Raw genomic sequence first — 12,895 nt, forward strand, 5'->3', positions numbered from 1 at the left:
TGGGAATTCAATCATGAAGCAAAAGATGATCAAAAAAGTATTAGCTGCATCAGTTTCATTATCCTTGGCATTCGCGCCATTGGTGAGCGAAGCCTGTACCAGTTTCTTACTCAAGGGTAGTGACGGCGGATATGTATATGGACGCACAATGGAGTTTGGCTTACCTTTGAATTCGCAGCTGACTACTATTCCAAGAGCTTATTCCCACCAGGGAATTGGTGTTGATGGTAAATATGGCTCAGGTCTGAATTGGACTGCAAAATACGCGGTAGCTGGTATGAATGCGCTTGGCTTACCTGAGCTAGTAGATGGCATGAATGAGAAAGGTCTTGTTGGAGGTGTTCTGAATTATCCCAATAGCGCGGCTTACCAAGCGGTTACTCAAGCTGATTCAGCGAGCAGTATTAATTCAGTACAGGTACTTACATATGTACTAACTAATTTTGCTAATGTTGACGAGGTTAAAGCTGGTTTACCAAAGATTAAAGTGAATGGCGCTAAGTTAGCTGTTTACGGAAATCAGACCCCACCAGTTCACTATACATTGCACGATGCCAACGGCAAAAGTATCGTAGTTGAGTACTCCAAAAATGGACTATCAATTATCGATAACCCAACCACTGTTTTGACAAATGATCCTCCGTTTCAGGATCACCTCAATAACATTGGAAGTTATATCAATCTCTCTAAGGTAGAAAAGCCACCCCTCGTCATTAATGGCGCTACTTATGCAGCTCCAAGTTCTGGCAATGGCTTGCATGGCCTTCCTGGCGATTTTCTGAGCCCAAGCCGTTTCATTCGCGCACTATTTTTATCTAACTCGGTACCTACTAACTTTACTAACGCTCAGATGGATGGCGCTGCTTGGCATATTCTAGGAAGCTTTGATATTCCTCCTGGATCAGTGACCTTGCCAGCTAGCAATCCATACGGTGGTGGTACGGGTGGTTACGAGACAACTGAATGGACTATTGTGGCAAATAATAAAACCATGGTCTACAACGTTAAGATGTTTGAAAGCAATAATATCTATGCATTTGATCTGAAAAAAATGGATATGAATGCAAAAGAAATCAAATACGTCAAATTGGCTCAGCCTAAAATGATCGTGCCAGTGAATTAATTGATTTAATTTAATGCATTTAGTATTGAAAAGAAGCTCGCTAGTCGAGCTTCTTTTTTAATGATTCAAAGATTGATCATTCAGTAATCAGTAATATTTTGTATATGAAGTTTTATAGAGGCCTCCAGTGAATCTAAAGTCTAAAATTATTTATGCGGGTGTAGTAGGTCTATTCTCTGGCCTAGCATCAGCAGTCCAGTTGCTTGATCCGCCATCAACACCAAAGGTCACTAATATCACCGTATTTGTGGCCAAGAAGATTGTCACAATGGATCCGGCGATTCCAAATGCAACTGCTGTAGCTGTTGCTGATGGGCGTATTTTGTCAGTTGGCTCCTTGGAGGATATGAAACCTTGGACGGATAAATATCCAACGATCATTAATAAAGATTTTGCTAATAAGGTGATGTATCCGGGATTTATTGAGCCGCATGCGCACCCTTTGCTAGGCGGTATTTTATTTAATAAGCCGCTTCTGACGCCTTCACCAATGCCTAATCCCTGGGGTCCTGCATTTCCAGGGGTTGCTAATTTACAAGCAGCCATGGCACAGCTCAAAAAATACTCTGATGACATCAAAGACCCTAATAAGACTTTATTAGCATGGGGCTTTGATGTAGTGGCTATGGGAAAGATGCCTGATCGTCAGCTTTTGGATCAAGCCTCTAGCACCAGGCCAATTATTGTGTGGGATGCTTCTGGTCATGACATGTATGTCAATAGTGCTTTTATCAAGTCCTATGGCATAACGCCAGAGAAGGTAAAGGATGTCAAAGGCGTCGGCCTCGATAAGGATGGCCAATTGAATGGTCAGTTTTTAGAAATTCCCGCCATCACCTATATTCTGGGGGTTGCCGGTAAAGACGTTTTGAGCCCAAGTGAAATTCCTACCGACTATTTGTATATGAGCGATCTAATGCAGCAGGGCGGAATCACTACTTCGGGTGATTTAGCTTTTGGAACTTTGAATATTGATATGGAATTAAAGGTTGCTAAGGCATTTAGTCAATCTGCTTCTGGCTCTTTGCGTATTGTTCCTGTTGTTTATTCTGAGCCGTTTATTCAGAAGTATGGCGATCAAGCTATTGCACAAGCTCAAGCACTAAAACAGCAAGACAATGACCGTTTGATTTTCCAAGGGGTGAAGTTCTATAGCGATGGCGGTTACTTGCCTGAAACGATGCGCATGGAGCACCCCGGCTATACCGATGGCAGCGTAGGTTCGACAAACTACAAGTCAGCACAAGACTTTGCTACTGCAATGAAGCCATGGTGGGATGCGGGATATCACATCCATATACATAGTAATGGCGATATCGGTAATCAAAACTCAATCAACGCTTTGCAATTAATGATCGATGCTAAGCCACGATTTGATCATCGTTACACAATTAATCACTTTGGTATTCCATCGACAGCGATGGTTATGAAGATCAAGGCACTGGGCGCTGTAGTCAGTGCGAATATCTCATACATCTCTGAGCGAGCCAAATTGGAATACCCAGCCTTAGGTGTTGATCGTGCGTCATATGCAACGCGACTAGGTACCTTAGTGCGTAATGGCATTGTCACCTCTATTCATTCAGATGCACCCGTATCTGCTCCAGTGCCGTTAAAAGAGGCATGGTCTGCAGTAACTCGCAAAGACGTTTACAACGATGGCAAGGTGTGGGCTCCGGCTGAGGCAGTAACGGCTTCTGATGCGATGAAGATGATTACTATTAATGCTGCTTACACATTAGGTGTGGAAGATAAAGTGGGTAGTATTGAGGCAGGTAAGTTTGCTGATTTCGCAGTCCTGGATGCTGACCCGCAAACTATTCCAGCAATCAAGATTAAAGACGTGGGCGTGTATGCAACTGTCTTGGGTGGCAAGGTGATTCCGGCATCAGAAACCAAGAAGCCTAGATCTTTGGAGTAATGTCCTGAACTCAGGAACGTGCTCATATTAAAGTTAATCCTGGAGTTGAGGCTGATGCATCGATCTTGCTGCCTCTTATGACCATTTAAACCGTATAAATTAATTTAAAGATGACTATTTCATTCAAATCTATATCAAGGCATGCCACTTTGACTTTGCTAGTGGCCTCATTTCTGGCCGGCTGCCAATCTACTGGCCAAGATGGCAAGCCGCTGACTTCCGCAGAAATTATGCAAAAGCGCGACGCTACTTTGAAAATGGCTAAGACAGGTCTTGATGCCTTAATTAAACAAAAACCAGATGTTCAAAAAGAGATTGACCAGGCTGCTGGCTATGCGGTCTTTACCACCTCTAATTTCAATATTGTTTTGATAGTCTTAGCGCGTGGTGAAGGCGTTTTATTTGATAAGCGACGTACGGATCCCATTTTTATGCAAGCGCTCAAAACTGGTGAAGGTCTAGGTGCTGGCTATCAAGATCAATATCAAGTGGCGATCTTCAAGACCCCTGGTGCGATAGATCAGTTTTTACTAACTTCCGTTGATGGGCATCGTGGTGGTTTTGATGTAGATGCTAATTTCTCTGCCGGATCTGGTGGAACCATTCGTTCGTTTAATCCTGAAATTACCTTTTATACGGTAGGCCTCTCCGGGTATGATCTACAGGCTAATTACGGGGGTACTCTCTACCTGGTCGATCAGCAGCTAAATAGCGCTTCAACCCTGAATAACTTACCAAAGAAGAAGCAATAAACAAAGTAAAGAGTTTGAATAAAGAGTTTGAAGTCAGGGCCCCAACTAGTGGTAGTTGGGGCTTTTCTTTTTGGGTAGAAGGCTCATCTACTGGTATTTCTCTATAGCAACAAGGCTGAACGAGAGTAGATTGGTAAATGACTTTACCTATCTGAAAGGCTGATATGAGCAAGGAATCATTGGATATGAATGCAATGCCGGGGCAACAAAGGGCTATAGATGCCACTAAGGCTGCTGGGCGCGTAGCGATTGAAAGTGCACAGGCCATTGCACAAATTAATCAGCAGGCTACACAGGAGTTGGCCACTATGATTCAAAAGCGAGTATCTGAGTTGATGAAAACCCAAGATCCTCGCTCTGCTTTCGAGTACGTTCATGCCGAGGTCTTGCAAGATGCTGCTAAAGAGATATCTCAATATCACAACCAATTACTTCAGGTTCTGAAAAGTGGCAACCAAGAGTTGGCTGATATTGCAGAAACCATGATCCAAGAATCCAAGGCGGATTTAATTCACTTTGTAAATGATGCGACAGATAATGCACCGATTGGCAGCGAAGCTTATGTATCTGTGTTTAAAACCTCATTTAATAATGCGCTGCAAAATTTTGAATTGATTCGAGCTGCAATGGCTGACTCGTTTACCAATTTCGAGAAGAGCGTAGAGAATATGGGTAATCTAGCAAGCCCAAAAGGTGCGGCCAAAAAGAAGGGCTGAAGATTTAAGTTTGCTAATACTGCTTCTGAAATTGCAGGGCGGTTTTAATGGTCTGAAAATGAATATCCACAGTAGATTCAATTTCTTTGCCGTAGCCGCCTGCCATTGAAAATGCCACTGGTAGCTGGCGATCTAACGCATACTGAAAAACCATTGCATCTCGTAAGCGCATTCCCTCAGTACTTACATTTAACCTTCCTAGGCGATCGCCCTCATGCGGGTCTGCTCCAGCTAAGAAAATAAGGCAATTTGCCTTGAAGCGCGTATCGAGTTGGTCTAGGCATTCCCCAAGGGAGTGCAAATAGGTTTCATCGTTGCAGCCATCAGCAAGACCCAAATCAAGATCACTTTGTTCTTTTTTAAATGGGAAATTATTTTCGCCATGGATTGAGAGGGTAAAGATGGATTCATCGTTTTGCAGAATGGACGCTGTGCCATTGCCTTGATGAACATCCAAATCAATCACAGCAATTTTGAGAGATGAGCTCACTTCCTTTTGGAGTGTACGCGCGGCAATAGCTGAATCATTAAAGACGCAAAAACCACTACCCGTATCTCGATAGGCGTGATGAGTGCCCCCGGCTAGATTGGCACCAATACCTTCTTGCAAAGCAGTTTTTGCTGCAGCTATTGTGGCTCCGGCTGATCGGCGTGATCGCTCAACCATTTGCTCGCTCCAGGGAAATCCAATTTCTCTTTGCTCTTGTGGGGATAACTTTCCCTCAATCACTTTAATCAGATAGCTTGGATCATGGGCATATAAGATTTGAGTGTCTGTTGCTGAGGGTGCTTCAACGAGTTCTATATTTTCTTGTGTGCCAACCAAATCACGTAAGCGAGAGTATTTCTCCATTGGGAAGCGATGTCCCGCCGGAAGGGGCAATACAAAATGATCTGTGTAAAAGGCCTTCATGCTTCTCTCACGCTTTTGTCACACTTCTCTCGCATATTCCTTTAAGGTATCCAGGGAGACTGTTTTTAGTGCCTTGATATGGGTGCTTTCGAGCTTAATAAACGGAGCGCAATTAGCATTGAATGCCTCTACCCAGCGATTGATGCATAAGCACCACTGATCTCCCGCAACCAATCCTGGAAACTGATACTCTGGTCTTGGGGTAATTAAGTCATTTCCTTTTTCAAGGCTAAATTGCAAAAACTCATTTGTGACAATGGCGCACACTAAATGGCTGCCCACATCCTCATCATTGGTTTTGCAGCAACCATCCCTAAAAAACCCTGTTAAAGGATCAAAAGAACAGGGAATGAGAGGTTCCCCAAATACATTTAACGCAATCTCTTTTTGCATGGCAACCTTAAAATGAATGTGTCAGCCAGTTTATTGAATAAGCCGTAAACTTGCTGGGCAATGACTTATTTAGAAAAACTCACCTTGTTTTACGATGGCGCTTGCCCTTTGTGTCAGGCTGAGATTCTGTTTTTATCTGGACGAAATCAAGCCAATCTTTTGGACTTTGTCGATATTAATTCAGAGCAGTTTGACCCCCAAAAAGTGGGCGTCTCCTGTGAAGCTGCTTTAGCTGCTATGTATGGGCAATTTGCTAGCGGTAAATTAATTCACGGTGTTTCGGTATTTCCTGAAGCCTATCGTCGAGCCAACTTGCCGCGCCTTGCCTGGCTTTTTTCCAGAAAACCCCTGCAACCATTTTTGAAGTTGGGTTACCGCTTTTTTGCCAAGAATAGACATGCTATTTCTAGTCTCTTGGGACCAGCAGCATTACGTTTAGTGAAATCAAAGTCAACATCGTTATGAAGATGATTCGATTATTTCTAATGGTTGCTTTGCTTAGCGCATTAGCTCCAGCTAGCTTTGCTCGCGATCCACAGGAACTGCCACCCTATTTAAGCTCGGCAAAACTTCAGGGTAGTGGGCGATTGACTTGGTGGGGTCTGCATATTTATGACGCATCCTTTTATCGAGTGGGCTCCCTGGCTTCCTCTGAATTTGCCCTAGACATGCGCTATCAAAAATCATTTTCTGGAGCCTCGATTGCCAATCGCAGCGTGGAAGAGATGAAACGCATTGGCGTTTCAGAGGCTCAGGCGGCACAATGGGGTAGGGAGTTAACTGCTTTCTTGCCGAACGTAGAGTCAGGACATACTTTGACTGCTATCTATTCTCCAAAACAAGGAACAATTTTTTATCACGATGATAAGCAGATTGCGCAAATACCAGGTGCTGATTTTCCGAAAGCATTTTTTGGGATCTGGCTTGACCCCAAAACAAGCGCACCAAAGCTTCGCACAGAACTACTTGGACAATCTTGTCCGCCACCACTTTTTACTGAGGCTTGCTAATTTATGAAATCACTTTTTAATCGACTTATCTTGTTGGCATTCTGCAGCTTATTTTTAGCGTCTTGCTCTACACCACAAGTTTCTCAATATGCTTCCGAGAAGCCTGCTCTAGACTTAAGTGAATATTTTTCAGGAACGATTGATGCCTATGGCATCTTTACAGACCGCAGTGGCGAGGTGAAGAAGCGTTTTACTGTACTAATTAAGTCCAATTGGACTGTGGTTGATGGTAAGAAGGTGGGCACATTAGACGAAAGCTTTGATTATTCTGATGGCGCAAAGCAAAAACGTATTTGGACGCTAACTGAGCAGTCTCCAGGTAACTTCATTGGCAGGGCAGATGATGTGGTGGGGGATGCCCAGGGCCAACTAGCTGGAAATGCCCTGAATTGGACCTATACCCTTGCCTTACCGGTAGATGGCACCATTTATAACGTGCAATTTAACGATTGGATGTACCTTATTACCCCTAAAGTAATGCTCAATAAGGCCAAGATGAGTAAGTTTGGCATTGAGCTAGGTGAGGTCACTCTGACCTTCTATAAACGTTAAGCAAAAGGGCTAGATTTGTGTCACACTTTCTTGCAAGGTGTCGCTGAGCGCCCAATCCAAGGAGATTCAAATGAATATGAAATTAAAGCAGGCTTCGATTGTTTTATCAGCAGTTGGGATCTTATCTTTAGTAGCCTGTCAATCGATGGAGCAGGGCACAGGACAAAAAGCCAGTGCAAGTCTAGATTCAAGATCAGGATCACAGGTCAAGGGTGAAGTGACATTCACTTGGCAGGGTAACGATGTTCTTATCAACGGCAAGTTCTCTGGTTTGAAACCAAATGCAGAGCAAGGATTCCATGTGCATGAAAAGGGCGATTGCTCAGCTCCAGATGCAATGAGCGCAGGTGGCCATTTTAATCCCGAGACAAAAGCGCATGGCATGCCTGATAGTGGTATGAATCATGCCGGAGATATGCCAAACATTAAATCAGATGCGAGTGGTAACGCAACTTACACAGCTAAACTACATGGCTTTGCTGTAAACACTGGACCAACTGGTATTGTTGGTCGCTCAGTTGTGGTGCATCGTGATCCAGATGATTACAAATCTCAACCTGCTGGAAATTCTGGACCACGCATTGCTTGTGGTTTGATTAAGTAGTCGAGTTTATTTAAATACATTAAAAGAGATACAGGGCATTTCATGAGAATCGAAGATACCGATCCAGCACGTCACGCAGGGATTGAATATCCAATGGAAGTGGGTGCCCCTGTATTTGCACCTATCAAGGTCACCGAAGAAAAAGACAAGGCTGTTAATGTAGCGCGCCAGAATGCCAAGCTTGAGTATGACCGCATTATGGAGCAGGCCGAAGTCTTAATGAAGCAAGCCAAGGCCTTGCAAGCACGGCTAGATGCAACGGAAATGGTACATAGCGCTAAATTTAGCTTCAATCCCATTCATGGGAAAATTTACCATCTGTACTATGACAGCAGAAATAGTGTCAACGTACTTATTCAGAATGGTCCAAGTGGTTGGAGCTGCGGTATTCCAGATGGTTGGACATATTCAATGGCGGTAAAAAAGTTGGGCGATAGTACATGGGCGGTAATTGAAGAGGATTCCTCTGACGCCCTTACTGTTTTATGATTTTCAATAAAAAATATATAGGTGACATGTGACAAAAGCGCGAGTAGTTAGTCTTTCTGAATTAGGAAGTGCAGACGTAATCAAGGTAATTGATAAAGAGTTACCTCCACCAGCAAAAGGTGAAGTGCAGATTCGTCAAACTGCAATTGGATTTAATTTCATTGACGTATATCAGCGCTCTGGCGTTTACCCATTGGATATGCCTACTGGGCTCGGTCATGAAGCTGCTGGTGTTGTTGAGCATATGGGAGAAGGCGTCACTGACTTTAAGGTTGGCGATCACGTTGTGTACATGAATGCTGGGATTGGTGCATACGCAAGTGCGCGAAACGTAGCGGCTGACAAATTGGTTCACATTCCTAGCAATATTTCTGATGAAGTAGCTGCAGCTGTTTTCTTTAAGGCAATGACTGCGCAATATCTGGTGCAAAAGACTTATAAAGTAAAAGCAGGCGATATCGTTCTAGTGCACGCTGCTGCCGGTGGTGTTGGTCAAATTTTGGCTGGCTGGGCAAAAGCTTTGGGCGCGTTTGTTGTTGGTACCGTGGGATCACCTGCAAAATTCGCAGCCGCTAAAGAGGCGGGTTGTGATGCAGTAGTGGATTACTCCCAACCAACTTGGGTTGAGGATGTGCTTAAGGCCACTGGCGGTAAAAAAGCAAATGTAGTTTATGACTCAGTAGCTAAAACTACTTTCTTGGGATCGTTGGATTGCACTGCTCCATTCGGTACAGTTGCTTTGTTTGGAGCTGCCTCTGGACCGGCGCCAGAGATTCAGCCAGAAATTCTCAACAAGAAGGGCTGCTTGTTTTTGACAAGACCTTCTGTATTTCCACATAACGCAACTTCAGCTTTATTAAAAGAAAATGCCAAAGCAGTATTTGATGCAATTGCTAAGGGTCATGTCAAAGTGCAAATCGGTGCTAAGTTTTCTTTGGAGCAAGCTGCAGATGCGCATCGTGCTGCTGAAGGAAGAAAAGTTTCGGGTGCTATTGTGATGACGCCTTAAGCTTGAGTGTTCTAGCGTACACAAGCCCCGCTGTTTTTTGCAGCGGGGCTTTTTTTATATCTCAATCAGTCGTACTATGAAGGTATGAAAACACTACTTAAAATAATTATCTCCGCTCATCTAATTTTGATGAGCTCTTGGGCTTTGGCGCAAATTCCAGAGACGCAATACTCACAAGGGATTTCTTATGTCACTGGTGGCGTGGGTGAAGGCGAGGCCGTTGCCATTCTTGCCCAAGCAAAGCAGTGGCCTTTGTTATTGGAAATGTCTCAAATTGAAAATGGCAGGGGCGTTTGGATATTTGGAGCATCCATCAAAATCACCAATTCAAAAAAACAGGCTATTTTTGAGGCTCAAGCAGACGGCCCTTACATGCTGATTAACTTAGTGCCTGGTGATTATGCAATTGAAGCAACATACCAAGAGGTAGTCCAAAAGAGATCACTTTCTATTAGGGCGGACTCACCGCAAAAGATTTCCCTATTCTGGAAGTAGCCGCTTACTAAATGACGCAATGCGTCATATGCCTAAACTACTAAATTGGTCTATAGTTTCTTGATTATTACGATAACGAGGAGACGTTCCAATGAAGGGCTTTTTAACTAAGGGTGGCTTGGGTCTATTGCTCACAGCAGTTCTGGCTTCAGTATCGACAATGAGTAGTGCGCAAAATGACCCGCCCGCAGGCGTTCAGGGCAAGACCGAGGCGCTGTGGCTAGGGCAAGCAGGTTTTCGTATCAAAACTCCTCAGGGAAAAATGATTTTGGTTGATCCCTGGATTACTGGGGGCCCTAAAACGCCACCGATGTATAAAAATGATCTAGCTGCAATTGGTCCAATTGATGTATTGCTTGTGACGCATGCACACGTTGATCACATTGGTGATGCTCCGGCTTTGGCTAAGATGAACAATATCAAGCTTTATGGTCCCGCAGATATGATCACACCCCTAACTACTTTAGGGGTGCTACCAGCAGACTTAGGTCATCGCTTTAATAAAACAGGTCGTGTTACACCTGCTCCTGGGATTAAGGTAACTGCGGTACAAGCTGAGCATTCATCCTTGTTGGTTTGGAAAAATCCTGCAACAGACAAGATGGAATCTCATCCTGCTGGAGAGCCTGTGGGCTACATCATCGAGCTGGAAAATGGATTTAAAATTTGGCATATGGGTGATACCGGCTTATTTAGCGATATGAAATTTATTAGCGAGCATTACAAGCCGGACTTAGTCATGATTCCAATCGGTGGAAATTTCACGATGGCACCAGACGATGCTGCATTTGCACTGCGCACTTGGATTAAGCCAAAGATGGTTATTCCAATGCATTACAACTCCAATCCTATGACCAAGGGAACATTGGCTGAGTTTCAGGCGGCTATGAAGGGCAGCAATATCAAAATCATCCCGATGACTGAAGGCGAAACGGTTCAGTTCTAACTGTCTTTTGCTTTTTAATTCCGGAAATTCTTTTGATGCCAATCTCTACTGAAGTGAGGGCGCAGCTTGCCCCTCACGGTGTTCTTTCTTCTGCCGTTTATCTAGGCAATTTTTTATTGGTCACTGGCCGCACCTCTGCAGGGGAGCCTACCGGTATAGCACCAGATATTTGTCGTGCTGTAGCAAAGCGCTTGGAAGTTCCGCTAGATTTAACGGGTTATGAAACTCAAGAGGAAGTGGTGGACGCCGCTGCTAGTGGAAGATGTGGAATTGTTTTGGTGGGTTCTGATCCGGCACGCGCTCAAAAAGTCACCTTTACCCCTGCTTATACAGAGTTGGAAGCGACTTACTTAGTTTCCGATGATTCACCAATTCAAGATATTTCCCAAGTGGATCAACCGGGAGTTCGAATCGCATCCTTCTTTAAGAGTGCATACGATCACTGGTTGCAGCGAAATTTAAAGCATGCCACGCTAGTTCATGCGGATGGCCTCCAGGCAAGTAATGAACTTTTTCTGAGTGAGCGCTTAGATGCACTAGCTGGACTTAAGACTGGCTTAGTTGCTTTTGCAAAAAAACATCCAGGCTTACGGATATTAGAAGGTCAGTTCACTGGCATTCAACAGGCAATTGCTACCAAGAAATCTAATCTAGAGGCAATCACATTTTTAAGTGCTTGCGTTGAAGACTTCATTCGCAGTGGTTTAGTGACTGATTTGATTCGACAGTATCAAGTACAGGGTTTGGCTGCTGCACCCATCAATCAAAAGTCTTTAGAAAAATAATATGAAAAAAATAGTTTTCATATTGAGTGCGTTGCTTGGGTTATTAGTTTACCAAATTGCAAATGCTCAAACTGGCACGTACCCCAATCGACAAATTAAAATTATTTCCCCATTCGCTACTGGTGGTATTGCTGATGGATTTTCCAGAATCATTGCGCAAGGATTAAGCGAAGCTTTTGGCCAGCCAGTGATTGTGGAAAACAAAACTGGCGGCGGCGGAAATATTGGCGCAGACTTTGTGGCTAAATCCCCAGCAGATGGTTACACCTTAATTATGGGCAGTATTGGAACCCATGCAGTAAATCCCTATTTAGTTAAGAGCATGCCCTATGACCCACTAAAAGATTTTGTACCAGTGGTCTTTGTGCTGGATGCTGAAGGTTTGCTAGCAGTCAATCCAAATCTGCCGGTAAAAAATGTGCCTGAGTTAATTGCCTATTTAAAGGCTAACCCTGGAAAGGTGTCCTATGGTTCAGGCGGTATTGGTACTGCTAGCCACTTAGCGGGCGAATTATTTGTAATGACCGCAAAAGTGGACATGACGCATATTCCATATAAAGGTAACGCTCTTGCAATTACGGATTTGATTGGTGGACAAACTCAAGTGATGTTTGCAACGATGCCCACCATTCTTCCTTATGTAAAAAGTGATAAGTTGCGAGGTCTAGCGGTAACTGGCGCAAGTAGAGATCCATCCATGCCAGATTTACCTAGTATTAGCGAAACCTTGCCAGGATTTGATGTGAAGAATTGGATTGGCCTATTTGCACCAGTGGGCACACCACCAGCTATTGTTAAAAAGTTACATGATGAGGTCAGCAAAATCATGCAGCAGCCGGCAGTGCAAAAGAAGCTTGAGTCAGAAGGGGCAAAGTACTATGCAATGACTCCGGAGGCATTTGGGGTATTTCAAAAGAAAGAATCTGCCCGCTGGGGCAAGATCATCAAAAGCGCAGGCATTAAGCCGGAGTAGGTTGCTTAACAAGGGTAAAAGTTTCCCCCTTTGTGCGCTAACCGCTATTCAAGGCATATAGCAGGGGTTAATCTCATCAGTAATTTGCTGAATTACGTGTCCAAAGCGCTTTAAACCCTCTGATTGAGTGGTTTTAAGTTTATATTGCAATTAGTTCGTATTAGTACTAATATAGTCCTAGCTAGTACTTTATAGGTCAACAATGAACTTTTTA

General features: G+C 43.9%; 16 protein-coding genes. 14 read left to right on the forward strand and 2 right to left on the reverse strand.

What is annotated here, in order from left to right; genetic code table 11:
* Nucleotides 1-13 precede the first annotated feature (13 nt).
* The 4 genes from ICN36_RS05985 to ICN36_RS06000 all read left to right on the forward strand — a co-directional run bounded on the left by ICN36_RS05985 (nucleotide 14) and on the right by ICN36_RS06000 (nucleotide 4,512).
* Complete coding sequence (locus ICN36_RS05985; protein ID WP_216227453.1) at nucleotides 14-1,123, forward strand: linear amide C-N hydrolase; 1,110 nt, start codon at nucleotides 14-16, stop codon at nucleotides 1,121-1,123.
* A gap of 127 nt (nucleotides 1,124-1,250) precedes the next feature.
* Complete coding sequence (locus tag ICN36_RS05990; protein WP_216227454.1) at nucleotides 1,251-3,044, forward strand: amidohydrolase family protein; 1,794 nt, start codon at nucleotides 1,251-1,253, stop codon at nucleotides 3,042-3,044.
* A gap of 110 nt (nucleotides 3,045-3,154) precedes the next feature.
* Nucleotides 3,155-3,796 carry a hypothetical protein gene (locus ICN36_RS05995; protein ID WP_255531260.1) on the forward strand — a complete coding sequence of 214 codons (642 nt, stop codon included), beginning with the start codon at nucleotides 3,155-3,157 and terminating at the stop codon, nucleotides 3,794-3,796.
* 164 nt (nucleotides 3,797-3,960) lie between these two features.
* The gene (locus ICN36_RS06000) at nucleotides 3,961-4,512 is read left to right on the forward strand and encodes a phasin family protein (protein ID WP_216862046.1); all 552 of its coding nucleotides are present in this window, start codon (nucleotides 3,961-3,963) and stop codon (nucleotides 4,510-4,512) included.
* A gap of 13 nt (nucleotides 4,513-4,525) precedes the next feature.
* Here the strand turns inward: ICN36_RS06000 and ICN36_RS06005 are convergent, their stop codons facing one another.
* Together ICN36_RS06005 and ICN36_RS06010 are read right to left on the reverse strand one after the other, a co-directional pair.
* Nucleotides 4,526-5,425, reverse strand: coding sequence for a histone deacetylase (locus ICN36_RS06005; RefSeq protein WP_216227455.1), 900 nt, complete (start codon nucleotides 5,423-5,425; stop codon nucleotides 4,526-4,528).
* 18 nt (nucleotides 5,426-5,443) lie between these two features.
* Entirely contained in the window at nucleotides 5,444-5,818 is a 375-nt protein-coding gene (locus tag ICN36_RS06010) for a DUF2237 family protein (protein WP_216227456.1), read from the reverse strand.
* Between the two features lie 60 nt (nucleotides 5,819-5,878).
* On the opposite strand from ICN36_RS06010, the gene ICN36_RS06015 reads away from it, so the two are divergent.
* The 10 genes from ICN36_RS06015 (at nucleotide 5,879) to ICN36_RS06060 (ending at nucleotide 12,681) form a co-directional block, all read left to right on the forward strand.
* Nucleotides 5,879-6,283 carry a thiol-disulfide oxidoreductase DCC family protein gene (locus tag ICN36_RS06015; protein WP_216227457.1) on the forward strand — a complete coding sequence of 135 codons (405 nt, stop codon included), beginning with the start codon at nucleotides 5,879-5,881 and terminating at the stop codon, nucleotides 6,281-6,283.
* Nucleotides 6,280-6,828: a chalcone isomerase family protein gene (locus tag ICN36_RS06020; RefSeq protein ID WP_216227458.1), complete on the forward strand. Its 549-nt coding sequence runs from the start codon at nucleotides 6,280-6,282 to the stop codon at nucleotides 6,826-6,828. Before ICN36_RS06015 ends, ICN36_RS06020 begins: the two co-directional genes overlap by 4 nt.
* Nucleotides 6,829-6,831: 3 nt before the next feature.
* On the forward strand, nucleotides 6,832-7,380 hold the full coding sequence (locus ICN36_RS06025) for a DUF3833 domain-containing protein (protein WP_216227459.1): 549 nt from the start codon (nucleotides 6,832-6,834) through the stop codon (nucleotides 7,378-7,380).
* 70 nt (nucleotides 7,381-7,450) lie between these two features.
* Nucleotides 7,451-7,984: a superoxide dismutase family protein gene (locus tag ICN36_RS06030; RefSeq protein ID WP_216227460.1), complete on the forward strand. Its 534-nt coding sequence runs from the start codon at nucleotides 7,451-7,453 to the stop codon at nucleotides 7,982-7,984.
* 42 nt (nucleotides 7,985-8,026) lie between these two features.
* A complete protein-coding gene (locus ICN36_RS06035; RefSeq protein ID WP_216227461.1) occupies nucleotides 8,027-8,473 on the forward strand; it encodes a DUF2452 domain-containing protein in 447 nt (148 codons plus the stop codon).
* A gap of 28 nt (nucleotides 8,474-8,501) precedes the next feature.
* Nucleotides 8,502-9,482, forward strand: a complete 981-nt coding sequence (locus tag ICN36_RS06040) for a zinc-binding dehydrogenase (protein WP_216227462.1) — start codon at nucleotides 8,502-8,504, stop codon at nucleotides 9,480-9,482.
* 84 nt (nucleotides 9,483-9,566) lie between these two features.
* Nucleotides 9,567-9,977 carry a carboxypeptidase-like regulatory domain-containing protein gene (locus ICN36_RS06045; RefSeq protein ID WP_216227463.1) on the forward strand — a complete coding sequence of 137 codons (411 nt, stop codon included), beginning with the start codon at nucleotides 9,567-9,569 and terminating at the stop codon, nucleotides 9,975-9,977.
* A gap of 91 nt (nucleotides 9,978-10,068) precedes the next feature.
* Nucleotides 10,069-10,923, forward strand: a complete 855-nt coding sequence (locus tag ICN36_RS06050) for a metal-dependent hydrolase (RefSeq protein WP_255531261.1) — start codon at nucleotides 10,069-10,071, stop codon at nucleotides 10,921-10,923.
* A 35-nt stretch (nucleotides 10,924-10,958) separates the two neighbouring features.
* Nucleotides 10,959-11,708, forward strand: a complete 750-nt coding sequence (locus ICN36_RS06055) for a transporter substrate-binding domain-containing protein (protein ID WP_216227464.1) — start codon at nucleotides 10,959-10,961, stop codon at nucleotides 11,706-11,708.
* Nucleotide 11,709: 1 nt separating this feature from the next.
* Nucleotides 11,710-12,681: a tripartite tricarboxylate transporter substrate binding protein gene (locus tag ICN36_RS06060; protein ID WP_216227465.1), complete on the forward strand. Its 972-nt coding sequence runs from the start codon at nucleotides 11,710-11,712 to the stop codon at nucleotides 12,679-12,681.
* The last annotated feature ends 214 nt before the right edge of the window (nucleotides 12,682-12,895 follow it).

This window comes from Polynucleobacter sp. UK-Gri1-W3 (assembly GCF_018881595.1).
In the GTDB taxonomy this organism is placed as follows: Bacteria; Pseudomonadota; Gammaproteobacteria; order Burkholderiales; family Burkholderiaceae; genus Polynucleobacter.

Excerpts from the sequence above, each read along its gene's own strand:
- ICN36_RS05985 (WP_216227453.1), top strand. The coding sequence starts at position 14 with ATGAAGCAAAAGATGATCAAAAAAGTATTAGCTGCATCAGTTTCATTA.
- ICN36_RS05995 (WP_255531260.1), top strand. The coding sequence starts at position 3,155 with ATGACTATTTCATTCAAATCTATATCAAGGCATGCCACTTTGACTTTG.
- ICN36_RS06000 (WP_216862046.1), top strand. The coding sequence starts at position 3,961 with ATGAGCAAGGAATCATTGGATATGAATGCAATGCCGGGGCAACAAAGG.
- ICN36_RS06005 (WP_216227455.1), bottom strand. The coding sequence starts at position 5,425 with ATGAAGGCCTTTTACACAGATCATTTTGTATTGCCCCTTCCGGCGGGA.
- ICN36_RS06010 (WP_216227456.1), bottom strand. The coding sequence starts at position 5,818 with ATGCAAAAAGAGATTGCGTTAAATGTATTTGGGGAACCTCTCATTCCC.
- ICN36_RS06015 (WP_216227457.1), top strand. The coding sequence starts at position 5,879 with ATGACTTATTTAGAAAAACTCACCTTGTTTTACGATGGCGCTTGCCCT.
- ICN36_RS06020 (WP_216227458.1), top strand. The coding sequence starts at position 6,280 with ATGAAGATGATTCGATTATTTCTAATGGTTGCTTTGCTTAGCGCATTA.
- ICN36_RS06025 (WP_216227459.1), top strand. The coding sequence starts at position 6,832 with ATGAAATCACTTTTTAATCGACTTATCTTGTTGGCATTCTGCAGCTTA.
- ICN36_RS06030 (WP_216227460.1), top strand. The coding sequence starts at position 7,451 with ATGAATATGAAATTAAAGCAGGCTTCGATTGTTTTATCAGCAGTTGGG.
- ICN36_RS06035 (WP_216227461.1), top strand. The coding sequence starts at position 8,027 with ATGAGAATCGAAGATACCGATCCAGCACGTCACGCAGGGATTGAATAT.
- ICN36_RS06045 (WP_216227463.1), top strand. The coding sequence starts at position 9,567 with ATGAAAACACTACTTAAAATAATTATCTCCGCTCATCTAATTTTGATG.
- ICN36_RS06050 (WP_255531261.1), top strand. The coding sequence starts at position 10,069 with ATGAAGGGCTTTTTAACTAAGGGTGGCTTGGGTCTATTGCTCACAGCA.
- ICN36_RS06055 (WP_216227464.1), top strand. The coding sequence starts at position 10,959 with ATGCCAATCTCTACTGAAGTGAGGGCGCAGCTTGCCCCTCACGGTGTT.
- ICN36_RS06060 (WP_216227465.1), top strand. The coding sequence starts at position 11,710 with ATGAAAAAAATAGTTTTCATATTGAGTGCGTTGCTTGGGTTATTAGTT.